The following is a 26,561-nucleotide window of genomic DNA, read 5'->3' as shown; positions in this document are numbered from 1 at the left end:
TGAAGCGACTTGCCACGCGACCAAGCTGTCAAGCGAAATCTGCAGATCGGAAACAAGCCGTTCTCTCGCGCTACATCGTAGGTGACTCGAGACGGCGCAAAAACCTCTCCTCTCTCAGAGCCTCACCACGGCATGGCAAAGACATCATGGTTGTCATGCGATCCCATCCTGATCACGTCCAGATACCCGGAGTCGAGAATGCCGCGAATCATAATTATGAATGCCGGTACGCCTCAGATGTCCGGCGCCCATCTAACAAAAGCTCAACTTTCGCTGGCCGCCAACTCGGCATATCGTTCAGCGTGGTTTGCTCAGGAGGGCGACCTGATAGTCTCCCCGGTCGTCATCCCGGCGGATCTGCTATCCTTCATTGGCGGGACGCTCGATTTCGATGTATCGAGTCTTCGCCTGCTTGTACCTGCGAGCCGCCAATCGACGATCCTCGATGACTGTACGTTGCTGTCCAAGACTGTTGTCGAGCGAATCAAAAGACATCTTCGTCAGAAATCAGCCTGGCGATTGTATCCCTGCTACCCGACCGAAGGCGTCGCACGCCTGGCGGCCATGCTAGGCATACCGAACACCGGTGACGAGTTCGCTTTGCAGCGCGGGCCTGATCTGTTGAATCGCAAGAGCCACTTCCGCCAATTGGCAACCAGCGTCGCACTTCCGCTCCCTCATGGGTCGGTCGCGACAGACCCAAATGGACTATTCGAAGCCGTCACCTCCCTCAAATCCGAGACCGGCAGGGTCATTGTAAAGTTGGATAATGGAGCTGGTGGAGTCGGAAATGTCATCTTGACCAGCACTAAGAGCGATCCGCTACCTGGAGCCAGGGATACAAGGTGGATTTCGTGGCCGTCGTTTGATCCCGAAGCACTTTGGTCTGAGATGACAACAGCCTCGTGTAAGACGCTTGTCGTGGAATCGTACCACTTGGCCCAATCTTTGTTCTATCTCGAGTATGCAATCCAGGATGATGCATCAATCGCCTTTATCAATAGTGGAAGCATACGTCTGCGCAAAAGCACAGACCGATCCGAAAGAGCTCTGATCTGGACCGGGCTCGAGCTTCCTAGCGACCTGGAGAATGAGCAATGGTTGGCTGCCCAGGCGCATGCCTACCGATTTGTGGCACTAGCGCGCGACCTGGGATATCGCGGAATGATCAACATCGACGCCATTTTCGCTAAAGATGGACGGTTGCTGTTCAATGAAGCGAACGGCCGCTGGGGTGGCGGCTCGGTGTTACACGACATCGCCATTCGTCTGCTAGGCTTCGACTATTCCGGTTCCAACGTTGTTTTGTCAGTAAGAAATGTCCGATCACCATCCTTCCAAGCCGCGCATGATCGTTTCGTCAAAGACGGACTTATATTTGACCGCACCCGTAAGGAGGGCGTGATCCCGCTTGCCGCCGACGAAGAGGCTGGCACTGTGGAGTGTGTTGTGATTGCGCCCAACAGGCCCGCGGCCCACGATCAGCAACACCGACTGTTGAGGTCCTAGCAAACAAACCGTCAGCCGCTCAATTTGGCGCAGCTGCCCGGGGGTACACTATCGCGCACCGCCGACGCGCCCCCCGTGGTTTCACGCAGCGACGAAGATGGCCACAAGCACCTAGTAAGCTTTGGTCGGATGATGTGTCGTGGCCGTACAGAGATCAATGTTAGCCATCTCTTCCGACAAGAATTGTCCCAGACCTTACGAAGGTCAGTCTGACCACAAGATGGGAAAGCAATCTAATTCTCCGGAGAGCCGCCCGATTCTCAGAGAACCATATCAGGCGCCACCCTAAAGCCGAGCGGTAGGACCTTCGATGACCCGGCGGTTCGCGCCGCCGCGTTTCGAACAGAAGTACACGAGGGATCGGCGTTCCCCGCTCAACACCGGCCTTACCTCATGCCGCACCTTACATGTTGTGACAATCACGGCGCCAAATGGCGGTCGGAATACGTGTTGTTCGTACCCCGTTGGATATACCACGAATTCGCCGCCGTTGAAGTCTCTCGTTAGCTGCACAATCACCGAGTACTCGAAATCCGGATCGCTCTCCGCGTCCAAATGGATGCCGACAAAGGACCCCGGCGGCATACGATGCATTTGGCATCGGCGAACCACGTAATCTGAGGATGCTCCGAATATCCTGCTTAGCGCGAAGCTGCGGTCTTTACTTTCGAGTAGCTCCATGATCTGCCGTGCAGCTGTCCCACTCACGTTGCTAGGCGCGCGGCCCGGCGGGTCTACCCTCACGCGCTTGACAAAGACCCTGTGCAAGTCGCCGGCATCTCCCTCCCGCACTTCTTCTTCCGGGATATCAGCCTGCAGCTGATCGATCTTGGCCAAGTCGTCTTGCGTGAATAATATCTGCGGGGCGATCACGACCGTCCCTTTTACTAACAGCTCTACGCGGTACTTTGTCAGGACTTCTTCTGTAAGCAGACGGGATTTATCATTCATTACGCGCGCCATTCGAGCTCACTCCTTTGATTTTCGAAGCATGACTCCGGGTCCCGGTGCATTGACGCGAATGCTTGCTCCCAATGCTCGCCGTCGAACTCAGTTATTCTTATGCGCTCGATCGTCCTTCTATCTAGACATCGAACATTTACGCTGAACCCGGAGGGGCTCGACCTCGGCCTATAGAATGGCTTTACGCCACAAAGCCGGCAAAACGTGTGCCGAGCAATGTTCTTGTTGAACTGGTACGTAGTGAGGAATTCTTCACCGCACTCGATGCGTAGCTTATCGCCAGTTACGAGCAAGTGGACAAATCCAGACATTTGACAAATTGAGCAATTGCATCGAACTGCGGACAGCTCTCGGGGCGCACTGACGTGGAACTTGATAGAGCCACAATGACAACGCCCACGATGTTGGATCTCGGAGTGATCATCTCCCGTGCGCACGGCCATTCCGAGCAGATCGCGGCACCACTGGACGCTGAGCTCATAGGCTCGACCGAATTCATCCAAAAAGCGATCACTACTCCCAGCCGGCACGAGTTTACCAATCAGCCGGCCTGTCATGTCTCCGTGGTACCTCTCCGCAGGATCCTCTCCACCGACATGAACGCGAAAATACTCGAGATCGTCCGGCCGCGCCTTGAAGGTCTTTACCAGACTGGTCCACAGCGACTGGATCATATCCGCAGCATGGAGTTCAAACGCGACCATGTAGGCGCAACGAACCAGGGCGTCTTTCGATGACAATCCGGCATAGAGAGAATGCAGGTACTGCTTCGTCCTGTCGCTATAGTTGGGCAGTATTGCTCTGCCGAGTAGTTGCGAGGCATCCTTTCTCAAGAGGTTGGAGTGAAAGTATTCCGTCAAAAGAATATCGGGTAGCGCCGCCTTGCCGCCCTGGAGAATCCGGCCATGGCCGCCGGTCTCATCCCAGCAGATAAAATTGGCGACCACGCTGGTTAATTCAATGTCCCTCGCAAGATCCCGATTTTGATCCATCGCATCGAATATGAGATCCCTTTGGGACCCTGCCTGTAGGTACGGGAACGCCTGTGACATCGCCAGGTATTCAGGCAGCAGGCTGGCGACCTGATCTTGGGACATCTGCGAAGCGAACGGATGCGGACCGAACAAGGCTTGCGCTTGCTCGGTCAAGTACTCGCAGGATATCCTCGGAGGCTGATCCGGTGCAAATTGAGACGCTCGAGATGTCATTTGACCCTTGCAGATGAGAAGCGAACCGGTCGTTGACGAAGCAACTCCGTATTCGGGCCCACTATTAACCGTCCTGAGTTCATTGACTTCGAAGGGCCTATGACTGCGTTCACCTTTCTGGCGGACTTTCGTATTTTCCTTGGCGGGGCAGACAGCGGCATGCTCTGTCCCGCTCATGCACATCGAAGGGAATGCGTTCATTGATGGAGCGGCGAGGATCCGTTGGTTTCCGGTCCACCAGCAATCCGATGCGGCAATGCCAGCCACGGCCAGCATGCGCGTGGAGGCTCATCGTGGATACTTCGCCGCCCACGCCATGCTGAGGCTAATGTCGCGTGCGCGAGTAGCGCATCTGCTCGCTCGGCGAGCTTGCAGCTTTCGCGATCCGGGGCGAATGAGCCAAGCCCTCGCGGTTGCTGCTGCCATTTCATCGAAGCGCTGTCAGCTTGGTACAGCATTGCAAATCCAATTTGTACCTACCGAGCTCATATGGCCTCCGGTCTCTGGTGGGTCGGGTTCGCGATCACCACCTCTTAGTTGTTACTGGCTCACAGCAATCATCATGCCAACCCTCGAATTCGGTTCGCAAGAGTCCGAAGAGGTTGCTATACGCTCGTGACCTCTCCTCATTGCAAGTGCATGCACTTGAGAGGCTGCGCACCGCCGTTAGGAACCAAACAGCGAACGGCCAGCAGCCGTTCACATGCGTACGGGGCTGCTGAACCGTGGAGATTGCCTCGAGTGCGCCGCATAGATTGGCTTTGCGCCCTAAAGCCAGCGACAGCGCTTTTGGCGCGCACAGCGCTGCGCTAGTATGGTGACGAGGGTCGCTGACGTATTCCGTCTTCGCTCGCGATCGTTAAAGGGGAAGCAGTGGCCTTCGCCGTCGAACACGACCGAACGGAGGATCTGGAATATGCCCAGGCACGTTTGGCCGTATCCCGACAAACCCGTGCGATTCCGGGCATCGACCGTAACCATAGCGTCGTCTACGGACCATGCGGCCCCGGTTGATCGCGAGATCGACGGACGCCATAGCAGACTCTCTTGGCAGCTGGTCGAGATTCCTAGGTACATGTTGCGCGCTCATCGACACGGCGCGGCATTGATACATTCCTTGGAGCGTAACTGCTACGATTGCCTGGACTCTCCAGATCGAGCCTCACGAGCAAGCGCCGCAAGATCGGTTTCGAGCTTCGGTTGATGCGAGAAAATTGCGTCTATCAACGCCTGCGCCGGTTGCTCGGCGCACTCGACCAACGCCGCCTTCTCGGCCCGCGCAGAGGGAGCGAACACACGCTTGACGACAGTTGGCGAGCCCTTGAGCCCGCATTTGGAGATGTCTTCGATACCGGCATCTTGCGCGCTCCATTTCACGATTTGGGCACGCGCGGCACGTAAGGCATCCGGCATCGCGCCACGACGAATCTGATTCGTCGCCTCAAGCATGGTGATGAGGCAGGGCAATCTGGTGTGCAGAACCTGCACACCACCTTCCGAGCGTCGCTCAGCTTCTATTGTTTGATTGGTGACGTCCAGGGATCTGACCTTCGCAACGTAAGTTAGTTGGCCTACGCCCAGTCGCTTTGCGATGCCGGGACCGACCTGCGCAGTATCGCCGTCGATGGTCTGCTTTCCCGTGAAGATGAGGTTTGTCCGGCCATATTCCTTACCAATTTTCCGGATCGCTGTTGCAAGTGCATACGTTGTGGCCAGCGTATCGGATCCCGCAAAGCAGCGATCGGTGAGTAGGACGGCGCGATCAGCACCATAGGTCAGTGCCTTTCTCAAGGACTCCTCGGCCGATGGCGGTCCCATGGTAAGCACGGTAATTTCACCGCCGAACCGATCGCGCAGCTCCAGCGCGGCCTCGAGCGCGAAGAGGTCATATGGGTTGATGATGGTCGGCACTCCCTGACGCATGATTGTATTGGTTACGGGGTGCACGCGGATCTGCGCCGAGTCCGGCACTTGTTTGATGCAGACAACATTATGCACGGGGTTGCTCCTAAACTTGCGTCAGCTGCGAAGAGAACAGCAAGTGTTGTACCATCCCCGCGGTTTTGGACTCGGCTTGCGGTCACAAAGGCTCAAACCGGCTAATGCGTCTCTCTAGGCTGCTCTGCCGACGAACGAATGACGACACAAGTCAGGGCTCCGACACAGCGCTGTTCCGCAGCGCACGCCAGGCAAATGACGGCTGCTTGCGGATGACTGCCGCTAATCACCTGCGCGCATCAGACCGATCGAGGGTCAATAAGCATTTGGTTCGCTAATCCGGTTTGATTGAGCACCGGGATGATAGCTCTTCGTGACGAGCAACCGGCGGTTCGCGATTGTATGACCCGCAGGCGAGGCTCTCATGGCGCACGCTCCATCTCTGACCGAACAGATCAGCCCTCCTCGCGGTCGCAGCGCTCGCAGCCAGGTCGTCGCCGCGGACGGACCCATTCCCTTCAGATTGCATGGACTGGCTTAGGCGGATCGTCTTCACCTATCGATTTGGCGGTATCAGTTCCGACCGATGTGGTCGTTCAGAACCGCTTTATCTCGATTCCGTATTTCCTCAGCGCGTAGCCGATTTGGCGCGGGGTTAGTCCAAGTAGGCGCGCTGCCTTGGCCTGGACCCAGCCAGATTTTTCCATGGCCGCAATGACCCGCTCGCGATCGGCCATCCTCGCACCACCAACGAGAACCGTGCCAGGAGGTGCCAGTGAGGCCAGTTCGCAGCCAGACTGCGGCGGCGGGGTCGTTTCAGCTAGCGGAATGATAGGCTTTGCAGGCATCGGTTGCATCGGTGCCGCTTGGTCTGTTTTGCCGTGCGATGTGCTTTTCCACAGCATCGTGGAAAGGCACTGGTCTTGGCTGCATGCAAAGTCACTTCTCACAATCGATGATCCGGCACACAGCGTCGCTGTTCGCTCGATGCAGTTTTCGAGTTCGCGGACATTTCCCGGAAAGCCACAGCTCATCAGTACTTCGATCGCGCTCGCCTCCAGAGTGAGCGTACGGCCGTTCTCGCTGTTGAACTTTCTGAGGAACTCTCTGGCGAGCAGCGGAATATCACTGCGTCTTTCGCGCAGCGGCGGCAACAACAAGGGCACTACGCTAATACGATAATAGAGGTCCGCGCGGAACTCGCTCCTTGCCACGGCCTCTTCAAGGTTCCGGTTGGTCGCAGCTATAACTCGAACATCGACTTTAATCGTGTGATTGCTGCCGACGCGCTCGAACTCCTGCTCTTGCAGAACTCGCAGCAACTTCGCCTGGAACGGAGCTGAGATCTCGCCGATCTCGTCAAGAAATAGCGACCCTTTATCAGCAAGTTCGAAGCGCCCCTTGCGGGAGCTGACAGCACCGGTAAAGGCACCTTTCTCATGGCCAAACAATTCCGATTCCAGAACCGTCTCAGGGAGCGCCGCGCAATTCAGCTTAACGAACGGCCGCTTAGCACGGGCCGAGGACTCGTGAATGGCCTTGGCTACGAGCTCCTTGCCGGTGCCGGATTCGCCGCGCAGCAGAACCGTGCTGTTTGATCTGGCTACAACCGCAATCTTCTCGAGCAGCCCGCTCAGCGCCGGGCTGTCGCCAATGATCGCGTGGGCGTGAAGCTTTTTGCGCTCGCGAGCGGGCGGCCCACCGTCAACTATCTGCTTCTCTAGCCGGTCTTTGTCCACTAACAATGGCTCGCGATCGCTGGCGAACACGCGATGTAACTTTACTGCTTGTCCCACCAGGTTGGCGACCATGGTGAGCAGCCGCGTATCGTACTCGAGCCGGAGACCTGAACTATCTTCCGGGATACGGTCGATCGTCAGCGTGCCAACGACCCCCTGATCAATACGAATCGGAACCCCGATGAATGCTACCGGCATACTCTCGGAGGCGCCGAGAACCTCCCGGTCGGCAGCGCTGAAGGCCGGCTCGGCGGCTACGTTCTCGACGACAAGAGGCCTACCTGTCGTTACAATCTCGTCGATTGCTTTCTGCGGCAGGCAGCTCCGGTAACGCTCGCCAGTGCCTTCGCTCCAGCCGGCGCCGACTGTAATTTCTGGCATGCCGTCATCCCTGAACAGTGAGACGATGCCGTGTCGCATCGGCACAAACGATTGCAGAACAGCCAGGACGTTGGCCAAAGTGACTTCGAGCCGACCAGGAGCATTGAGTATGTTCGATATTTCGAAGATGCCGGTCAGCGCGCTCTCATGCGACGGCTCCCCCGGGGGCTTACGCTCCGGCTCCGGTTGCGAGGCAGGTCTTTCGCTTGAGGAAGGAATGTGCAGCATGAGCCTGTCTCCGTTGTCTTGATCATCCTCCCTGGAGCAATGTCCGGATTGGCGAGCTTCGTTTTGCATGTCACTCTCGATCTAGCGCCAAGTGTTGACGAGATGACATCGAACCGTGACACTTTTTCATGGCACGACAGTAAACTTGCGGTGTGCCTTCGATTCATTTTTTGTTGATTGTATGCGCGCCGTCAGCGGAGAACACGAGTGCGGTTGCTGCAGTTCAAGTCAGCCTCGCCGCCGCGCCGGCCGATTCACAGATGCTGCCCACCATTGATCGGCACCTCAGCACCCGTGACATAACTCGCCGCATCCGAGCACAGGAAGAAGATGACCTTGGCCACTTCATCCGGGGTCCCCACTCTGCGCAGCGGGATACTTGGAACGAGACGGGCTTCCGTCTCCGGCGATAGCATGTCGGTTTTGATTTCGCCGGGCGCGATCGCATTTACGCGAATGCCATGCGGCGCGTAGTCGTGGGCCAGTTCGCGTGTGAGGCTCGCAAGCGCAGCTTTCGAGGTCGCATACGCGCTACCGGCGAATGGGTGCACCCGCGAGCCCGCAATTGACGTCACATTCACGATCGATCCTGACGCGGCTCTTAGCTCATCAAACAAACCCTGCGCCAGCAGGATCGGAGCCACCAGATTAAGGTGAAAGACCCTCATCCAGGTATCGGTTGACGTGGTCAACGATGTCAGCCGATCGCCAGTGGGCGTTTTCGGCGAGACACCGGCATTGTTCACCAGCGCGTGCAAGGGCGCACCGGCCAAGCGTTTCTTGACCTCGGTGATCGCGCGCGGCAGCATTCGATGATCGCCCAGGTCGATCTGGAAGTGATCGTCATTCCCAGCCCCCCAGGGGCATCGCTCACCGTCGAACGGTTGGCGCGCGCAAGAAATGATGCGCCAGCCCGCCTCCGAGAATAGCTTGGCGGTGGCATGGCCAATTCCGCGCGATGCCCCGGTGAGCAACATCGCCTTCGGTTCACCACGATCAACATGCGCTTTATCAGCCTCAATGAGGCGATCCATATGTGCTTCGGGCAGCGGGCCTCTGATCAGTTTGTCATTTGGCAGATCGAGACCCACAGCCGCCTCCTCTACTGTTGCTCCCGCGCACCCGTAGCAGGATTTGCGCCACTGCGATGCACGTAAATCCACTTCCGTTTCGCGTCCTAATGTCGCGCACGCGGAATGCTTGGCGGATTCAAGACAGCGGCGGTGAGCTTTCCGACAGCGATGGTGAATTCGCTACGTAAGTTTGCGAGTACACTCGCCTCCTTCATGAAAGGGCGACCAGCCGCGTTCGCTCTCTTGATCGCGCAGCCGTACGAGCCTGCGGCTGGCCGGCACCTCTCGTCGAGGTCAAAGATCGCTCGGGAAAAACTGACGTACCAGGCTTGCACGTTAGATTCGGCAGGCGGTCGATTTTGATTTATCGCGCGATGCTCTGAGCAGCACTGGGATCGGGCGTGTCGGTTCCAAACACGAGCTGGCGTGCTGAAATGTTCATCCGTGATTGAGCGCCGATTAGCTTCCATTTGTGGCCCGCCCGAAAAGAAGACGACGACGTGCTCCTCCTTTGCTGAAGCAGCAGTTTAGGGCCGTTCTTGTCGAAGTCGCGCCTCAGCCGAGGGCATCCGACCCCCGCTTCGTTCTCTTCGCCGCTGGAAGTTCGCGGCAACTGCAACACGGGCAGAAAATCGTCGCAGGAAAGATCTTCCAGTACTCTTGGATGTACAGAGCGGCTGTCAGATCGATCCAGCCGGTCTGCGACTTTCATGAAGCCATGAGCTCTTGCGAGTCTTCCTCAATTAGGATCAAGCGGCCCGGATCGTTCAAATCGAATTCTATAACGCGTGGGGCGAAAAGACGCGCATAGCGCGTGAACGCGCTCGTTGGGGGAAAACGGATCACGGTGTCGCAGCGGGCTAGGAGATACATCTCGGTGAGTGCAGAAAAGCCACCTTCGGCTCCGAGAGCTGGATTGTGCAATGGGCCGGCTTGAGGCGCCTGGAACTGCTTTGGGATCGCGAAAACATCAGGGAATTTAGCCGAAACCTGCTCAAGGACGAGCGCGCTGTCCGTGCACAGGAACGCCCTCACAGGTTTTGCGTGGCGCAAGCCCCTGGCCTTATCAATGGCATTACAGACCTGCCGCAAGGCGCGCTCCGCGTCCGCCCAGTAAGGAGCATGCCCCATAATATCTTCGCCGTTGCCATGCCGGACATGAATGCCGATGACGCTGTACGGCTCAAAGTGCTCGCGGTAGATAGCATCAATCCGAGCCTGAATTTCAGGTCGCGGCTTGATACTCCGGAAGATTTCTCGTTCCGCCTCCTGATCGCAGCGCCACATCAGGCAGGCATCACAGACAACCGTGTTAGCGTCGCTATCTCTCTGACTTTGGAATAGTTGATCGAGTTGGTCGCGTTCCCGGAAAATCTGCTCGTCCGGGCGATAGACGCAATCGATAGATGGCTTATTCCACCATGCCGGAAAGAATGGGCCCGGAAACGAACGTTGATTGATGTCGTCATCGCAAATTATCTGCACACCTGCAATGTCATCAACCGGTTCGAAGAAAACTGGAAAGGCATTGGTGAATGGTTCATCAAGATAACAAGATCCCCGCCAATCAATGGCTAGCGTCCGTCCTGTCTGCTTTGCAAAACGCCAGGCTGCCGCCAGTGACCACAGACAGTCGCCGAACCCCGTACGTCGCCGGGACACGACGAACCGATCCTTCCTCAAATCGCTACCCATCTGCCTTGCCTTTTCGTGCGCTCCTGGTTGGACACGAGATGTCAACACAGACATCTCGGGCATCTTCTCGCCCGACGTCAGGGCCTGCGATCGCAGTACCGGCGAGCTGCGTCGGTAGAACTTCATAGCGGGGTTATCCGTGCTGAACCGCGTTCTCTCAATACTTTCCGTACTTTCTTCAGCGGTGTTGCATCGACCAGCCCGAAGTCCAGACGCCCAATGGCCCGCTGTGCATCGGATGGCCTGGTCCCCTCACATACACGCATAGGCATAGCCGTGCTCATGACTTACGGCTATGTTCCGCTTTGCACTTCATTGTGGCCGCAAGCCGCGCGCGGCGGATGCAGGCGAATGCACCGCCGTTCCCATACGAGCCGCAATTCCTTCACAAGATCTTCACGCTTGGCCTGGTCCAGCATGGCTGGTTCGAAAAGCCACCCGAGCGACGCCTCGCCCTCGATTCGCATCAACATCTCGAAAAGCTCAGGTGAGATACGCATACTCGAGTGGGCGGAATGTCCCGTGCGGATCTCGCAGACCGTGTCCTGACGATCTGGCGCTGTGTGGGAGCGAACACGATGAAGGGATGCATACGGCGGCAATGAAACGCCTAGCGCACTCCAATCCTCCAGTGATGTTGGTCGCTTCCTGACGAGGAACGGCCCAACAACAAGTCCGTCCAGGTCAGTCGTCAAGAACGTGGTGATCGCGTCCGACACGGACTGCACGATCGGTTCGGCATTGTTGTTAAATGAGGTATTTAGAAGAATCGGAATGCCCGTTCGCTTCTTGAACGCATTAATTACATCCCAGTAGGCGGGGTTTGTCTTGCGCGATACGGTCTGCAGCCGAGCCGTCCCATCAACGTGCGTGATCGCACCGAGCACGTTACGCTTGGCTTCACGCACACGAACCACGAAGTTCATGAAGGGGAGCTGCCACGCGCCGTCCGGGAGCTCAAAGAACTCGCTCGCATCTTCCTCCAGTACAGATGGCGCAAAGGGGCGATAGCCCTCCCGCTTCTTGACCATCGCGTTGATGCGGTCCTTGTTCTCCGCAGGACGCGGGTCGGCAAGAATGCTTCGGTTACCAAGCGCACGTGGGCCGAATTCAGAGCGGCCCTGAACCCAGCCGATTACAGCGCCATTTGCCATCAAGTCTGCCGCACTGGATGCTATGTCATCACTGCGTTGAATGTCGAGATGGCCTGACCATGCGTTGAGCTCAAGCTCTACGGCTTGCTCGTTCCCCAGATCGGGCCCCCAATAAACGTCCGGCAGTCGCACGCGCGGCGCTGGCCTACCTAGCTCATTTGATACCATTAATGCAGCGCCGAGTGCGCAACCAGCGTCGTGCGCCGCTGGTTGAACAAAGATGTCGTCAAATAGTCCGGAATAAAGCAGCTTACCATTGAGCGAGCAATTATGGGCCACCCCGCCAGCTAGGCACAAGCGTTTCATGCCTGTCGCTTCACGATGGTGCCGCAGGGTGTGAAGGACGATCCGCTCCAGTGCTTCCTGCAGCGACGCGCTGACATCTCGATGCTGTTGGGTGAATGGCATTCCCTTTCGCCGCACTTGGATGTTGCGGACCAGGGCCGGTCCGATTCGGTCCAGGTGAACGCGATAGCCACCGCTGTCCAACAGCTCGTAGAACTGGGCGAACAGTTCGCGATAGCGATCGGGATCACCATACGGTGCGAGCCCCATCACTTTGTATTCGTCGAACATCCCGTAGCCGAGATATCGGATCGTCTCAAGATAGAGCAGCCCCAAGGAGTTATGTTCCGGGAAACTTACAAGTTCCGCAATTTCGGTGCCAGACCCTACCGCCAATAAGCCTGAGAGAAAATCTCCACCTCCGTCGATCGCAAAGACGAGACTTTGCTCGAACCCGGACATGGCAAACGCGCTCACGGCATGTGCTTCGTGGTGATTCACGAAGGAAAGCCGGGACGAATCGATCTCAGCCCCGAACTCCCGTGCCAGCAGCTGCTGCAGCAACAGTTTGGCGTCCAACGGAACGGGCTGAGAAACAGAAAGGCGCTCGAGCATGGTTTTGCAGTAGGCTTCAGTCGCGTAGAACGCGATACGGTCGATGTCCCCGAGCTCGACTCCTGCGGTAGAAAGGCAGTACCGGATCGAATTGCTAGGGAACTTGTTGGAGTGCTTGATGCGGTTGAGGCGCTCCTCTTCGACAGCAGCAATTACGCGGCCATCCTGCACAAGAACCGCAGCGCCATCGTGAAGAAATGTATTCGGCAGCTCCGGAGAGCTTTCATAGATTCTGTCAAGGCCGCCACTCAGTCCCAGGCACAACATTGCGTTCTCCAACTAGCCATGGCGGGAAGGCCAAACTGCACCGTCCCACCGATCTAACCTGTACTGTCACGCTCCGCAGGTGCGAAAGCCAGACAGCACAACACGACTTTGTAAGGTCCGTCTCGGCGCCGAGCGACAGGCGCTCATAAATAAGGGTGCTGACGTCCGACACCGATCGGCCGAACAGGCGGCCGTAGAGCTGGGTCGATCGTGGCTTCTTAAGGTCATTGCAGAAGCTGTCACAGACCAGGTCACTCGCGAGCTACCGCGGTACCTACCATGACACTGCATTGATTCGACCTTCTCCGTTTCGCTCATGTCATGTCAACGCAGAAGCCGGCGCTGAAATAGCGCTGTCGACGCGAAAAAGGGCAAGACCGCGTATACGCAGAGCGCACCTACGTGCAGGGCAGCACTGTCGGCGCCGCGCTCAAGCATCGCTGGACGAATAAGGTCGACCGAATGTGCGAGCGGCAGCATGGCGGCAGCGTGCTGAAATGAACCGGGCAGTTGGCTCGTCGGAAAGACCGCGCCACACAAGAACACCATAGGAGTGAGGACAAGTGTCTGGTAGAACACGAAGTAGTCGTAACTTGGTGCGAGAGATATGACGACCATCGCAAGGCTCGCGAATACGAGGCCAGTAAGGGCGATTGTGGGCATCGCATACAGAATGGACGGCCATGACGTATAGCCCATCGTGGCGGCGACGATTCCGATCGCTGTTCCGGCCAGAACGGACTTACTGGCCGCCCACACCAGTTCACCCAGGACGATATCGCCAAGCGTGAGCTGAGTAGAAAGGATTGCTTCCCAAGTGCGCTTGGCGTCCATGCGAGCAAAGGCTGCATATAGCGTTTCAAAGGTCGCGGATGTCATCGCGCTGACCGCGACCATACCCGCTGCCAAAAAAGCAATGTACGAAGTTCCCTCAACTTGTCCCACGATGAGTCCGAGGCCAAAGCCAAGACCAAACAGATTGGTTATGGGGTCTGCGAGATTGCCGAGAATCGATGCAAGCGCGACTTTCCTCCATGCCATGAAGTTTCGTCGCCATACCGCGATCCAGTTGTAAGCGTTAGCCGGCATCACCGACGCATAACTCTCATTCATTGCTCATTTCTCCATCTCGCGCCCGGTCAACCGCAAAAACACGTCTTCGAGGTTCGGGGGGCGCTGCAGAACGCGAAGGCCCGCTCGCCCGCGCAAATGCACGCAGACTTGCTCCGGATATTGCGCGTAGCAGAAAAGCGTCTCACCACTGACTTCGATGTGCCGCGCATAAGGCCTGATCAGCTCTTGGAGTTGATGTAGATCACCGCCATAGATTTCGAGCACGTTGCAGCCAATATGTTCGTCGATCAAAGCGTCTGGCTTGCCTTCGGCGATTTTACATCCACTCTCAAGCACGCATAGCCGATCGCACAGGCGTTCGGCTTCTTCCATGAAGTGGGTGGTCAAGAGGATCGTCTTGCCACGTGCAAGCAGAACCCGCAGGCGCTCCCAAATCAGGTGACGTGCATGCGGATCCAGACCAGTCGTCGGCTCGTCCATCACGAGTAAATGCGGATCATTAATCAGGGCACGCGCCAGCGTCAGCCGCCGCTTCATGCCACCGGACAACTTGGAGACGCGCACGTCCGCTTTGGCCTCAAGGCGCGCAAACTCGAGCAGCGAGGGCGCAACCGCCTCGATCTTGCGAGCGCTCATGCCGAAATAGCGGCCAAACACAAGCAAATTCTCTAGTACCGTGAACTCGTTTTCAAGATTATCGAACTGCGGCACCACGCCGACGCGCACACGCGCCGCACGAGCGCGGGAAGGCACAGGCTCATCGAGGACTGTAATCTCGCCAACGTCGGGCGAAATCATGCCGAGGAGCATGCGTGCAATCGTGCTTTTGCCAGCTCCATTGGGCCCCAGCAGTCCGAAGCACTCTCCGCGCGCAACCGAGAACGACAAGTCGTTGACGATGAGCTTGTCGCCAAATGACTTTTTCACGCCGGAAAAGTCGATTGCCACAGTGGACATGTTCATCTTAGGCTGACAGAAGTCGTTCCGTGGACGACGGTATCTTGACGAACGTTTTGCTCCAGAGGATGCCTTCGCACCAGACATGCTCGACAAGCCCCCATTGGCAGGCCGCCGCAGCGTCCGGGAAAAAGCCCCGTCCGTGGAGGTTTGCGCTCGTGTTGCAGAGCAGCGGAATGCCCGTGAGTTGCTCAAATTCGACGAGAAGCGCAGCAACTTTGTGAGGAGAGTTGCGGGAAATTGTCTGCAGCCGCGCCGAGCCGTCAAGATGGACCACCGCGGGGACCCTGTCGCGCCAATTCGCCCGGGTCTGGTGATCGAACAGCATGTAAGGATCTGGCGTCCCCGGGCTGAAGATCTCCGGCGCCCGATCTTCCAGACAGATCGGCGCCACGGGCCGGAAGTGCTCGCGACGCTTGATGTCGTTGAGATGATCCTTCATTGCCGAGCACGTCGGCGCTGCAAGAATGCTTCTACCCCCCAGGGCCCGCGGCCCAAGCTCGGCACACCCGGAAAGAAAGATGACGGGCTTGTTGTCGGCAAGAATCGACGCAAGTTCACGCAGACTGCAGGGTGCCGCCTCCCAGTCCGGCGGAACCTCGCTCTCCTGCAAGGCCGGACCATTGTAAACTGACCATTCCAACGGCCCGAAGCCATCCTGCGCTGCCATAGCGCCGCACGCCGCCCCGATTGCCGAGCCGCTGTCATTCGGAAACGGCGGCACCCAGACATCATCGAACAGTCCCGTCGCGCGAAGCGCGCTATTCCATTTGATATTGAGACCGCAACCTCCGGCGATGCAGAGATTTCGCGCTCCCGGAAGCGACGAGTACCGCAGCAGAACCATCGCGATTTCCTTAACAAGAAGACGTTCCAAGAACACATGAAAGGACGCAAGGACGTCTTCCGCGCGCTTGGCCGTCAGGCGCAATGCGCTTGCCTCGAAGAAGTCGTGAATGGCTGCAAGGGACGCTTCCGCATTGTTGATGTTTTCGCGGTAGCGACGGGCCTGCTCCGTGTCAGCCGCCAACCGCGTTTCATAAAGCTCCTGGAACACTTCCACGATGCTTTCGTCCACGGAGCCAAGCGCGATGTAGGCCATCAGCTTGCCAGCAATGCCCAAATCCCAACTGGAGCGGTTCGGCTGCCGGTATGGCCCGAAGTGAAGGCCCGCGGCAGCATAGGCATGGCCAATCATCGGAAACAGCGATCCGATGAGCCGCGCCCCCTGAGGTTCGACATAGTAAAGGCGTGGAAAGATACAGCCGTCCCATACCAGACAGAACGCGGGTTTCCCCGCGCTGGCGAAGGGACTGGTGCTATATGCTGACGCGACGTGGCCCGTGACATGCGGGTAGCTCTTATATGGAAACTCCTCGCCTTCGAGGATGAGGCCAAAGCCGTCGACGGAATCGAGGAGGCCCTCAGCATGACGCTCGACATATGGCGCGCCTTTTAGCGCGATCGGCAACTCTCCGCTTAGGAGCTGGAACTGCGATTCATTCTCCCCGTCCCAGCCATCAATCACGAACTGATCGATGTCGCGCGGATCCAGGCCATGCTCCGCCAAGGCGCGCACGACTGCATCGAGATTGTCGACGGACTGATAGCGTGGACTGTTGCCGCGCTTCTCTTGCTCGACGCAAAAAAGAAGCCGACCGTCCTCGACGACAGCAATTGCTCCGTCATGTGTCAACTTTATTCCGCAGATGCGCATACGTCCTCCTGGCCTAATGGCCAACGTTTGATTGTTCTGAGGGGTCGCTCGGCTTCCGAAACCGGACGATCAAACAGTCTTCGTTCGCCGACCCGGTGCGGCAGTGCCGACGCTCGATCTCCGACAGGCTCTCCTTGAAGAGAGTGATCACCGTTTCGGCACCAGCAGCATGCCCCCAGCGTTGACATATTTCATCGCGCGCAGACCCGAAAATGAGAGTGCCACTTGGCGCAAGCATACTCACTAGGTTGCGGATAGCCGCATGCATCTCGACCACGTCCTTGAGGTAATAAAGAACCTCGGCCACGACAATCAAATCGAATTGCTCAGTGGTCGAGAACCGCTGAATGTCGCAGGCGACCCAAGTAATATGTGACCACTTCCCAGTCCGCAGTCGCGCTCGCTCGATTGCCTGCGGCATGACATCCACGACCGTAAGTCGCACGCATAGCGGCGCCAGCATCTCGGTGAATGCACCGGCTGCACATCCGACCTCGAGGGCAGACCCCGCATCTCCGTTGCAACGCGACATCCGGAGCATTTGCGCGTATCGCTCCTGCTCGAACGCACTAGTGTCGAGGCACCATGGGTCGTCGACAGCCAACTCTCGCTCTAATAGTTGATGGTTTGCGTCCTGAGTCATGAGCCGACCACCTATTTGTAGACAGTCGAACGATCGCGACCGGAAACACTCTCCGTCGCCGCCAGGCTCGACGGAGGCTGCGATAACGGCGCCGTACGAATAGGAGCAGGCGCCACCCCCACACCAGCCGCACCTCGTCCGGCATTAGGGTGCAGAATGACACGCTGTTTCTCCTCTTCCGCCGGCACATCGGTGACTTTTCGCGATAGCCAATCGCTATTACTCAATGTACAAAGCGCATAGGCCTTCAAAGGCAGTAAGAGAAAGATATTGATCGGTGTGTGGAGCGAGAAGCCGATGAACCGCAGCTCGCGAGCACGAAGCGCTGCCACACTGCACCGGACCATAGTCATTGCAGCAATCGTCAATCCGGTCCACCAGGGTATAGAGCCGTCGATCAGGAGCTGTGCGAGCGCAGCAAGTGATGAAATGGCGAGGAGCAATGGGCCGAGATTTTGCCCGATAACGTCTAGCGTCAAATAACCATCGAGCTCTGGCAGCAGGCGCCAAGCAAGAAACGTATCTCGAAAGGTACTGCGCGCCCAGCGGAGTTGCTGTCGTAGATATGGCCGAAGACTGTGCGGGACGACTGTGGCTGCTATCGCGTCCGGAACGTATTCGGTTCGAAACCCCGCCTTGAGCATGAGTATCGTTAGGTGGCGGTCTTCGCCGAAATCGCTCGGCTTCCCACGAAAGAATTGGGCTTCATATTGATCAAGAAGCATGGTGAGTGCGGACCGCCGATACATGGCACATGGGCCGCAGCAACACATGACGGCACCGAAGCGCGCCTGTGCCGCGCGCTCTTCGTTGCACGCGAGCCAATATTCCATGTCGATCAGCCTGGTCAGCCAGGTCTGGTTGCGATTGCTTGCTATCAGCTGACCCATGGCCGCACCGATTGCCGGGTCATGCATCTTCAATACAAGCTTCGTGACGACGTCGGCCGCAAGTATCGTATCGGAATCGACGTTGAGAACCAGATCACCGGATGAGCTGCGTATTGCTGCGATCTGCGCCTTGCGCTTTCCCACGTTGCTTGCCAACAAGATGAAACTGAGCCTCGGATCGCTCGCATATATCTGGTGCACAGGAGCGACAACGTCGCGGTTTGCCGATCCGTCATCGACTACATAGACCTGTATCTTTCCGGCGTAGTCTTGACTGGCAATCGACTCCAGACATTCGGCGAGTGTGTTTGGATCCTCGTTGAAGCACGGTACGATGACGTCCACAGCAGGAAGGACCACCTCTGCTTGTCCAAGGTCGTCCAACGATGAGTCGATCGCCGGCTGGGCATACAGCGCTTGCACGCTCTTATAGATAGTCGAGAGGAGCGCATAAGATGAAACGGCGGCAGCACTGGTTGTCGCGAGCAGGTCCATGGGGTGTCGTTTTTTTCAGTGGAGTTGAGGGAGTGGACGGATTACAAACCCGCGCCGTTGCAGTGCGGGAATCAGATATGCCAGCGCCGTCTTGGTCTGATCGCGCAGCGTGGCATCACCGCACAGTCTCTCCTCATCGGGAGGATATCCGTCGTGCAGGAGCACAATTGCACCCGGGCGAACGTTCGCCAGTACCGTATTCACAATTGTATCAACCCCGGGGCGGGACCAATCTCTAGGGTCGACCGACCAGTGCAGAGCCGTGAGACCAGCGCTCGCCGCCATTGCGAGCACCTCTTGCGTCCATTTGCCGTAAGGCGCTCGCATATGCCTGGGCGAGGCCTTCCGGCACGCCAGACGGATGGCCTCGCTCGCCGTCAGCACCTCGTCGTGTAACTCCGCAGGTCCGCATCTGGATAGATCAGGATGGGTCATCGTATGGTTCGCAACCTCATGCCCTTCCGCAATCATTCGTCGGATGAGTTCAGGATGCTCCGTAGCGTACGTCCCGATGACGAAGAATGTCGCGGGGACCCGATGTTGCGCCAGCACATCGAGCACCCCTGGCGTACAAAATGGATTTGGCCCATCGTCAAAGGTCAAATAGACAGCTCGACTTTCGCCCGCGTCAGCGTAGTCGCAGCGGACAATAGATAGGGTAGAACGCTCTGTCACAACTCAGGCCCGTTCCGATCGATGACAGTCCCGGCCGGCCATTCGCTTATCGAGCGTCCGACCGGAAACACCACGACAATCACGTCTTCGATGCGCGTCGGCGATAAATTTGGATAGACGTCCGGCAGGGTGGAGCGGACGCGAATGCCACGCATCAGGGTGGCGAGCCCCTGCCTTTCGACCAGTCGGGTCAAATGTTTTTCAAGCGCCGAGCGAACCGCGCCAAAGGCGAATGGAACACCCAGCTCCTGCAGTGCGGGATACATCACGCGCATTGCGTGGCTTATCCCGTGACCCTCGAGATCCGGGCGCACCGCATATAACCCCAGCTCGGCCACAAGGAGATCGGCTCCACCAACGTTGATGAAGCGGCGCAGTAGCCCGATGTGAGCCGCTACCCCGAGCGCGTCGTAACCAATTACGCGGAGCTCGGGTCTTGCGCCGGCCCAACTTCGGTTCCCCTCAAACGGCTGCGCATTGAACGAACCCGTCGGTCCGTAGCTCTTGCGGAAGAACTCCGCGAGCTCGGCATGATCGGAGAGCTGAAGTTCACTTTCCCAACGACGGCTCCACTGCACTTGGGCGCGAGCAGAAGGCACTTCCGCAGTCGGGGACACGGCAATGTTCATGGCGAGCTTCCTTGCGCCGGTGGAATTAAGAGGGATGGTCACGTGAATTCGCTATTCGGCGAACCGCCGATCAATGCTGAGATGCGCCGCCATGCTCTGTCGGAGCTCGGCACCGCTCGCCTGCTCCGCGCCGCTGGCCTTTGCACGATGGAGCGATCGTTTGATTGCACGCTCGTCCGGTTAATGCCGCGCGCGCTATAAATCGGAAGGTGCCGACGAGGCGGTTGGACTAGCCAGAACCTGTCTGCATCAGCTAGCTTTTGCGCCTGCTGTCGCATCGTCTTCCGGCGCTTCGACGTCTGAGGGCTGGCCATCGACGCGCAAGCCTCATCGATGGCGCATCGGAGCGGCATCGGATCAAACTGGCTTCTATACATCTTCGACACGCCCCGCATTCACTGGACAGCCGAGCCATTTGGAGCGGCGCCTGGAATTCTTGGCATCCGCAATCTGCGTCTGCCGCTATTCCTCGACACTAGAATGAGGCTGAACGCGCGCTCAATTGTACGCGGGTAAACGTCAAATATGGAAACGGATGAAATCCGCATACCAACGTTTATCGGGACGCGCTTGGCGTTACGGGCGAGCTTAAGAAGAAGAAGCAACAGCGCGCGCCCATGGTGCGCTCGCACGTCTGGACGCTCTTCTCTTAGCTCACGTGAACGATCGGAAAGCATCGTGGCGCGCCCAATTACTTTTGCAAACTTCAGTTTGCTATCCAATTTCCCGCAGTTTGGTAAAATCGATTGTTTCGATGCAACACATCCACGCGATGGATAGACTGACAGCATGCGGTTCAAGGGACTTGATCTAAATCTTCTCGTTGCGCTCGACGCCGTGATGACGGAACGCAACCTCACAGCGGCGGCTCGTAAAATTAACCTGAGTCAGCCCGCTATGAGCGCTGCGATCGCACGGCTGCGCACCTATTTCCGCGATGAACTATTTACTATGAGAGGTCGCGAGCTCGTCCCGACACCTGGCGCGGAGGCGCTTGCAGGCCCGGTTCGCGAGGCCCTGCTGCACATCCAACTCTCGATCATATCACGGGACGCGTTCGACCCGGCTCAGTCGAGTCGACGCTTCAGGGTCATTCTCTCAGATTTCATGACGATCGTTTTCTTTCGCAGAATTGTGGACCGCATGGCACAAGAAGCTCCCGCAGTGCGCTTCGAACTGCTGCCATTTTCTGATGAACCGGATGAGCTGCTGCGGCGGGGCGAGGTCGACTTTCTCATTCTGCCGGAACTGTTCATGTCGAGCTCGCACCCTAAGGCGACGCTGTTCGATGAGAGCCTCGTATGCGTGGGATGCCGCACGAATAAGCAGCTATCCCGGCAGCTTACGTTCGAGAAATACATCTCGATGGGGCACGTTACTGCCAAGTTCGGACGGGCCCTGAGACCGAACCTCGAAGAATGGTTTTTGCTTGAGCACGGTCTGAGGAGACGAATCGAGGTCGTTGTGCAGGGTTTTAGCCTGATTCCGCCCATATTGTTAGACACGAGCCGCATCGGCACGATGCCCTTACGGCTGGCCAGACACTTCGAAAAGCGAATGCCACTGCGGATCATCGAACCGCCGCTCCCTCTCCCCACATTCACAGAGGCCGTGCAGTGGCCGTCGTTCCACAACACCGACCCGGCGAGCATCTGGATGCGGCGGATATTGCTCGAGGAGGCATCCAACATGGCATCTGGGGAGCAAACGCCTCCGGCTCGCAGGCGCTGTTAGGCTTACCCGCAAGCTACGCTTTGGACATCCTAGGCACGCTTGCCCCTCCGACGTGCTCGGTCCCTTTCCTCGCTTCAGGGTCCTTTGCGGAGAAACCGCCACAGACCTCGCAATGCGGCAATCGCTTGCGAAGACTTCCCCGGTGAGCGTGGTAACTGAAGGTCTATTTTGATGCGCTTGCGCCGGATTCAGGCTACGCCAGCCGCTGTCGCGGCCGGACATGCCTCCAGTAAAAAATGTATAGCTTCGCGAATAAAATGGCTTGAATCGCACATTGCGTCAGGTTGTAGGTTCACCGTCGTGACTAACGCTGCACGACGCAGCCTCGACAGGTCGCTTTGGCGAGCTCGCGGACTGTGGGTTGATCTGCCATTAGCGAACGACCGGACTCAGCTGCGTTGTCGGGCAGAAACCGGCGAGACCAATCAGCTGAGAGGCTCCTGACGCTTACGCGCCGCTGCCGATTGGCCTAGCGTTCGCTCTCCATTCTTGCGGAATTTCGCGAGCTTCCTTTCGCGGTAGCAGGATTGCGCGATGTCAACTCGGGCGAGTCGAGACGATTGCTCCAGACGCAGCCGTCACGGCACGCTTTTGCGTAGCAAGGACGTTTCTGCCGGATAGGAAGAGATGCGTTTCAAAGGTCTGGATCTAAACCTTCTCGTCGCGCTGGACGCTTTAATAGCTGAGCGCAACCTCTCCTCAGCGGCACGCAAAATCAATCTCAGTCAGCCGGCCATGAGCGCGGCCGTTGCCCGGCTGCGCTCCTATTTCGGTGATGAGCTGTTTGGAATGAGGGGGCGCGAACTTGTCTTGAGCTCACGCGCGCAAGGGCTGGCGGCTCCTGTGCGCGAGGCTCTAATGCACATTGAACTCTCGATTATGGCGCGGGATGCGTTCGACCCAGCTCGATTGAACCGCCGATTCAAGATCGTCCTTTCGGATTTTATAACAGTTGTATTCTTCCGAAATGTCGTAGAGCGCGTCACGCGAGAAGCCCCCACCGTCAGCTTCCAACTGGAGGCGCCGACCGATGAGCACGAGGAGCTCCTCCGCCGCGGCGAAGTCGATTTTGTTATCTTGCCAGATTTTTTCATGTCCAGCACGCACCCAAGAGCGGCCCTATTCGAGGAGAGACTCGTCTGCGTAGGCTGCTGCACCAACAGGGAATTACAACGCCGGCTTACATTCGATCGATATATGTCGATGGGTCACGTTGCAGTTAAGCACGAAGGTGCGCCCCAAACGCCAGTTGAGCATTCATTCTTAATGGATCTCGGCCCCACTCGGCGCATCGACATTCTCGTGCAGAGCTTCAGTATGATCCCGCCCCTCCTGGTTGGGACGAACCGCATAGGCACCATGCCGTTAGGGCTCGTGAGGCATTTCCAAAGAACGATGCCCCTTAAGATCGTCGAGCTTCCGCATCCATTCCCCGCCTTCACTGAGGCGGTCCAATGGCCCGCGCTTCAGAACAGCGACCCGGGAAGTCTGTGGATGAGGGATATATTGTTGCAGGAGGCCACCCGCATGGCAACTACACAAGAGCTCCCTGTCACCAGCCTCTCGGAAGAAGCAGACACCGCGGGACATCTCGTACGATCTGTCTCCCCGTTGCCGTAAGCCCATCCGTAAAGTCTACGGTCCTCGCATTCCAACACTTGTCTCAACACACCTCGCCTATCTTGCTCTCATTGTCGGAGGATAAAGCTCCTCGCGACCCACCGGCTCGTAGGACGTTATGTAGTTCCTCGCATCTTCGCCTAGGCGCGGCAGACTGCCGGCCTGATTTTAGCGACGTGGACGGGGACAAACCGACGAGCTCGCGTTGAAGCTAGGCGCTTCCGTTGCAACTGCGGGTGCGGGCGCACCTGTCTCAAGGAGGTAGGACAGGCAGGCAGCTCTTGTCGTGTCAGTCAGTCGTTGCTCCCGATGAACGGAGACGATCAGCGTCTTCGGAGTCCTACCAACATCCACTGCTCGCATAGAGATCGTCGGACCAGCCGCGCAGTCGAAGCAAGCATCGCGCACGCGTGTGGCGCTAGCGCATCACCCAGCAGTACATCACACCTTCATTGCTCCGCGCCGCAGGTATGACTTGTTTTGGCCCTACCGCAGCCAAACGTCTTGACGACGTGCGCTGCGCTGACCAATTTCAAACAAGGAGCTGAACGTTGAAGCTTTGCAGCGGGGTGTTCGATCCAGAAGAGCTTTCTGCCCTCGGACGACTTTATGACGGCGCCGTCAACGCGCTTCCTCCATCGATGCGGAGTCCAGAGAACCGCACGGCAATCGCCAAGCTCATCCTGGAGCGCACAGCGGCTGGCGAGGCTCAACTGGCACGCCTGACGAAGTTGTTGATCACCATTTCCCCTAAGGGTTGATCGGCCGCCATTCTAAGGATAGTCACCACTCGCGTGTCGGGGTGGAAGACGATTCAGCTGGAGCTTAGAAAGCCGCTTGAATCATACGTGACGTCAGGTTGTAGGCTTTGAAATTGAACAACATGAACAGAGCTACACCAAGAAGGCGTCGATGGCGCATTGGCGAACTTGCAGAGGCGACCGGAGTAACGGTACGCACGCTGCACCATTATGAGCACACTGGACTCCTAGCCGCCACAGAGCGTACTGACGGCGGTCACCGGATGTATGACCGCGAAAGCGTGCAGCGGGTTCACCAGATTCGCGCGCTGCGTGAGCTTGGCTTCTCGCTAATCGAGATCCGTAAAGCTATGGAAGGCACGACCTCACTCACGGACCTGCTGCGCAAACACCTAGAGCGCATAGAACTTCAAGTCGCGCGAGCAACTTTGTTACGGGACCGTTTGCGCAACATGACCATCGACGGCGAGGCGCAGGTAAGTGTGCATGAGCTGCCTGCCACCCTGAATGCCATGTCGCGGGTTGAGACGCGTAGTCAGACGTCCGAATGCACCTGCAATTTAGCTGCGGAGCGCGAGGACCGCTGGCGCCGAATCCGCGACGACCTTCGCGACTGCATGGATCGGGGCGAGCACCCTTGCGGCGAGCGCGCAAAGACTGTCGCAGTTGCAGCACGCTTGCTGATCAGCGAAATCGCCGGCGCCGATTCACGCGTTTCGATGATCCTGAAGGTACTTGCACGATTAAGCGCCCCCCGCAGTCTGGCTGGTTGGGATCCCTGCCTGATGCAATATCTCGATCTCGCCCTTAGCGGGTTGGAGGATCAGCCGTACTGACGCGTTCAAGGCCGGTTCCACACGTCTCCGGGACAACCTCTAGAAGCGCTAGGTTAACCGGCCGCTCTCTGATGCGGCTGAGAGTCTCAGGGAATGGGCAGATGGTCATCGCCCATCGATTCGCTTCCCTGACAGCTCCATCGCTCCCTCCCGAAAGGGCTTGATCCGCACGTAACGTCAAGTTGTAGACCTTCCAGTTGGAAGCTCACTGAGCCATCGCACGTCTGCTCGGCAGGCAACCTCGCCCTGCCGACGTGCAAGCTTACAACTAACTGTGGTTCACTTCAGGTGAGCATTGGAAGTTCTACAATGGTGAATAGGCGGCCCGCCTCTGTTGCGAGTGCAGCGCTTCTCTTCTGCGCTCTCGCCGGTCCGTCTGCGCGCGGCTCTGAAATAAAGATCGCCGTGGCTGACCCAATGACCGGAAGCAGCGCCGCGTTCGGCGCCCAAATGCGCGATGGTGCGGCTGCGGCAGTCGAAGTCTTGAATGTTTCGGGCCTACTGCCCGATAACGCCAAGGTTGTATTGAGTGTCGCTGACGACGCCTGCGACCCCAGGCAAGCTGTCGCAGTCGCGAATAAGCTCACGACAGAGCGGGTCCTGTTGGTGGTTGGCTACTTTTGTTCCTCTTCCTCGATCCCCGCCTCCGACATCTACGCCGAAGCAGGCATCGTTCAGGTGTCACCAGGCTCGTCAACTCCTCAGCTTACAGATCGCGGCCTTGAGACTGTCTTTCGGATCTGCGGCCGCGACGACCAACAGGGAACCGTTGCCGCCGAGTACATTCACATGAATTATCCCAACGAGAATATCGCGGTGCTCGACGATAAGAGCACTGCTGGCAAGGGAATTGCCGACGTGGTTGAAGCCCGGCTTCATCGATTCGGACGACAAGTCACTCGGCAAAGCTATGTTGCCGGCGAAAAGGACTTCAGAGCGTTGGTCTCAAGAATGAAGAAGGATCGGGTGCGCGTCGCCTATATCGGCGGTTATCATACCGAAATTGGATTGTTTCTACGCCAGGCATCAGAAGCAAAAGCAGACTTCAGAGTATGGCGAACGATCCCCTGATGACCTCCGAATTCTGGGCCATTACCGGCAGCACTGGGAATGACACACTGTTTACCTTCATGCCCGATCCCGCCGGGAATGCCAACGCGGCCGGCGCGGTCGCCGGCCTCAAAGCTTCCAGCCGGTCCGCTGAAGGCTACACGCTATACGCTTATGCAGCTGTGCAAGCCTGGGCAGAGGCGGTGTACCGTAGCGGCTCCTTCGACCCTGCGCGGGTCGCCAGCGCACTTCGTTCACGGCCGATCGATACCGTGGTTGGCCCGGTCCGGTTCGACAAAAAAGGAGACAACTCGGCTTCTGGATTTCTGGTTTACCGCTGGCGCAACGGCCATGTTGAACGCGTCACGAGGTACTGATTTGCACGGAACGCCGCGTTCCCGACCGCAAAGTATACGCAAGATGAG

At 57.6% G+C, this 26,561-nt stretch carries 22 protein-coding genes; 7 read left to right on the top strand and 15 right to left on the bottom strand.

Going from position 1 to position 26,561, the window contains the following annotated elements; translation table 11 throughout:
* Positions 1-198 precede the first annotated feature (198 nt).
* Positions 199-1,509 (top strand): peptide ligase PGM1-related protein, encoded by a 1,311-nt coding sequence (locus XH79_RS14785; protein WP_271526436.1) that lies wholly within the window; start codon positions 199-201, stop codon positions 1,507-1,509.
* A gap of 285 nt (positions 1,510-1,794) precedes the next feature.
* Here XH79_RS14785 and XH79_RS14780 read toward each other — a convergent pair whose 3' ends face one another.
* The 15 genes from XH79_RS14780 to XH79_RS14710 form a co-directional block, all read right to left on the bottom strand.
* Positions 1,795-2,460 carry a 2OG-Fe(II) oxygenase gene (locus XH79_RS14780; protein WP_271526437.1) on the bottom strand — a complete coding sequence of 222 codons (666 nt, stop codon included), beginning with the start codon at positions 2,458-2,460 and terminating at the stop codon, positions 1,795-1,797.
* Positions 2,460-3,620: a GFA family protein gene (locus tag XH79_RS14775; protein WP_271526438.1), complete on the bottom strand. Its 1,161-nt coding sequence runs from the start codon at positions 3,618-3,620 to the stop codon at positions 2,460-2,462. The genes XH79_RS14780 and XH79_RS14775 overlap by 1 nt, the downstream gene beginning before the upstream one ends.
* A gap of 1,191 nt (positions 3,621-4,811) precedes the next feature.
* A complete protein-coding gene (locus tag XH79_RS14770) occupies positions 4,812-5,678 on the bottom strand; it encodes an electron transfer flavoprotein subunit beta/FixA family protein (RefSeq protein ID WP_271526439.1) in 867 nt (288 codons plus the stop codon).
* 536 nt (positions 5,679-6,214) lie between these two features.
* Positions 6,215-7,966 (bottom strand): nif-specific transcriptional activator NifA, encoded by a 1,752-nt coding sequence (gene nifA / locus XH79_RS14765; RefSeq protein ID WP_442869954.1) that lies wholly within the window; start codon positions 7,964-7,966, stop codon positions 6,215-6,217.
* A 254-nt stretch (positions 7,967-8,220) separates the two neighbouring features.
* Complete coding sequence (locus XH79_RS14760; protein ID WP_128948437.1) at positions 8,221-9,057, bottom strand: SDR family NAD(P)-dependent oxidoreductase; 837 nt, start codon at positions 9,055-9,057, stop codon at positions 8,221-8,223.
* A gap of 346 nt (positions 9,058-9,403) precedes the next feature.
* The gene (locus XH79_RS14755) at positions 9,404-9,751 is read right to left on the bottom strand and encodes a hypothetical protein (protein ID WP_271526441.1); all 348 of its coding nucleotides are present in this window, start codon (positions 9,749-9,751) and stop codon (positions 9,404-9,406) included.
* Positions 9,748-10,860 (bottom strand): nodulation protein NodZ, encoded by a 1,113-nt coding sequence (locus XH79_RS14750; protein ID WP_271526442.1) that lies wholly within the window; start codon positions 10,858-10,860, stop codon positions 9,748-9,750. Before XH79_RS14750 ends, XH79_RS14755 begins: the two co-directional genes overlap by 4 nt.
* A gap of 167 nt (positions 10,861-11,027) precedes the next feature.
* The gene (locus XH79_RS14745) at positions 11,028-13,055 is read right to left on the bottom strand and encodes a carbamoyltransferase family protein (protein ID WP_128948435.1); all 2,028 of its coding nucleotides are present in this window, start codon (positions 13,053-13,055) and stop codon (positions 11,028-11,030) included.
* A 324-nt stretch (positions 13,056-13,379) separates the two neighbouring features.
* Entirely contained in the window at positions 13,380-14,168 is a 789-nt protein-coding gene (locus tag XH79_RS14740) for an ABC transporter permease (protein ID WP_271526444.1), read from the bottom strand.
* A 3-nt stretch (positions 14,169-14,171) separates the two neighbouring features.
* Positions 14,172-15,092 carry a nodulation factor ABC transporter ATP-binding protein NodI gene (nodI, locus tag XH79_RS14735; RefSeq protein ID WP_128948433.1) on the bottom strand — a complete coding sequence of 307 codons (921 nt, stop codon included), beginning with the start codon at positions 15,090-15,092 and terminating at the stop codon, positions 14,172-14,174.
* 1 nt (position 15,093) lies between these two features.
* Positions 15,094-16,803: a nodulation protein NodU gene (gene nodU / locus XH79_RS14730; RefSeq protein WP_271526445.1), complete on the bottom strand. Its 1,710-nt coding sequence runs from the start codon at positions 16,801-16,803 to the stop codon at positions 15,094-15,096.
* Positions 16,804-16,816: 13 nt separating this feature from the next.
* Positions 16,817-17,446 (bottom strand): nodulation methyltransferase NodS, encoded by a 630-nt coding sequence (gene nodS / locus XH79_RS14725; protein ID WP_128948431.1) that lies wholly within the window; start codon positions 17,444-17,446, stop codon positions 16,817-16,819.
* Positions 17,447-17,457: 11 nt separating this feature from the next.
* Positions 17,458-18,831, bottom strand: coding sequence for a chitooligosaccharide synthase NodC (gene nodC / locus XH79_RS14720; protein WP_271526446.1), 1,374 nt, complete (start codon positions 18,829-18,831; stop codon positions 17,458-17,460).
* Positions 18,832-18,846: 15 nt separating this feature from the next.
* The gene (gene nodB / locus XH79_RS14715; RefSeq protein ID WP_128948429.1) at positions 18,847-19,506 is read right to left on the bottom strand and encodes a chitooligosaccharide deacetylase NodB; all 660 of its coding nucleotides are present in this window, start codon (positions 19,504-19,506) and stop codon (positions 18,847-18,849) included.
* The gene (locus XH79_RS14710; protein WP_128948428.1) at positions 19,503-20,135 is read right to left on the bottom strand and encodes a NodA family N-acyltransferase; all 633 of its coding nucleotides are present in this window, start codon (positions 20,133-20,135) and stop codon (positions 19,503-19,505) included. Before XH79_RS14710 ends, nodB begins: the two co-directional genes overlap by 4 nt.
* A gap of 789 nt (positions 20,136-20,924) precedes the next feature.
* Here XH79_RS14710 and nodD1 point away from each other — a divergent pair.
* From nodD1 to XH79_RS14680, 6 genes are all read left to right on the top strand, one after another.
* Entirely contained in the window at positions 20,925-21,869 is a 945-nt protein-coding gene (gene nodD1, locus XH79_RS14705) for a transcriptional regulator NodD1 (RefSeq protein ID WP_128948427.1), read from the top strand.
* A 627-nt stretch (positions 21,870-22,496) separates the two neighbouring features.
* The gene (nodD2, locus tag XH79_RS14700; RefSeq protein WP_128948426.1) at positions 22,497-23,489 is read left to right on the top strand and encodes a transcriptional regulator NodD2; all 993 of its coding nucleotides are present in this window, start codon (positions 22,497-22,499) and stop codon (positions 23,487-23,489) included.
* Positions 23,490-24,040: 551 nt separating this feature from the next.
* Positions 24,041-24,250, top strand: a complete 210-nt coding sequence (locus tag XH79_RS14695) for a hypothetical protein (protein ID WP_164937384.1) — start codon at positions 24,041-24,043, stop codon at positions 24,248-24,250.
* 122 nt (positions 24,251-24,372) lie between these two features.
* Positions 24,373-25,086, top strand: a complete 714-nt coding sequence (locus XH79_RS14690) for a MerR family transcriptional regulator (RefSeq protein WP_208757090.1) — start codon at positions 24,373-24,375, stop codon at positions 25,084-25,086.
* 417 nt (positions 25,087-25,503) lie between these two features.
* Positions 25,504-26,157 (top strand): branched-chain amino acid ABC transporter substrate-binding protein, encoded by a 654-nt coding sequence (locus XH79_RS14685; RefSeq protein ID WP_271526448.1) that lies wholly within the window; start codon positions 25,504-25,506, stop codon positions 26,155-26,157.
* Positions 26,157-26,513, top strand: coding sequence for an ABC transporter substrate-binding protein (locus XH79_RS14680; protein ID WP_271526449.1), 357 nt, complete (start codon positions 26,157-26,159; stop codon positions 26,511-26,513). Before XH79_RS14685 ends, XH79_RS14680 begins: the two co-directional genes overlap by 1 nt.
* The last annotated feature ends 48 nt before the right edge of the window (positions 26,514-26,561 follow it).

Source organism: Bradyrhizobium sp. CCBAU 45389 (genome assembly GCF_028128625.1).
GTDB classification, from domain to species: domain Bacteria; phylum Pseudomonadota; class Alphaproteobacteria; order Rhizobiales; family Xanthobacteraceae; genus Bradyrhizobium; species Bradyrhizobium liaoningense_B.
This window is presented reverse-complemented; position numbering and strand designations above follow the sequence as displayed.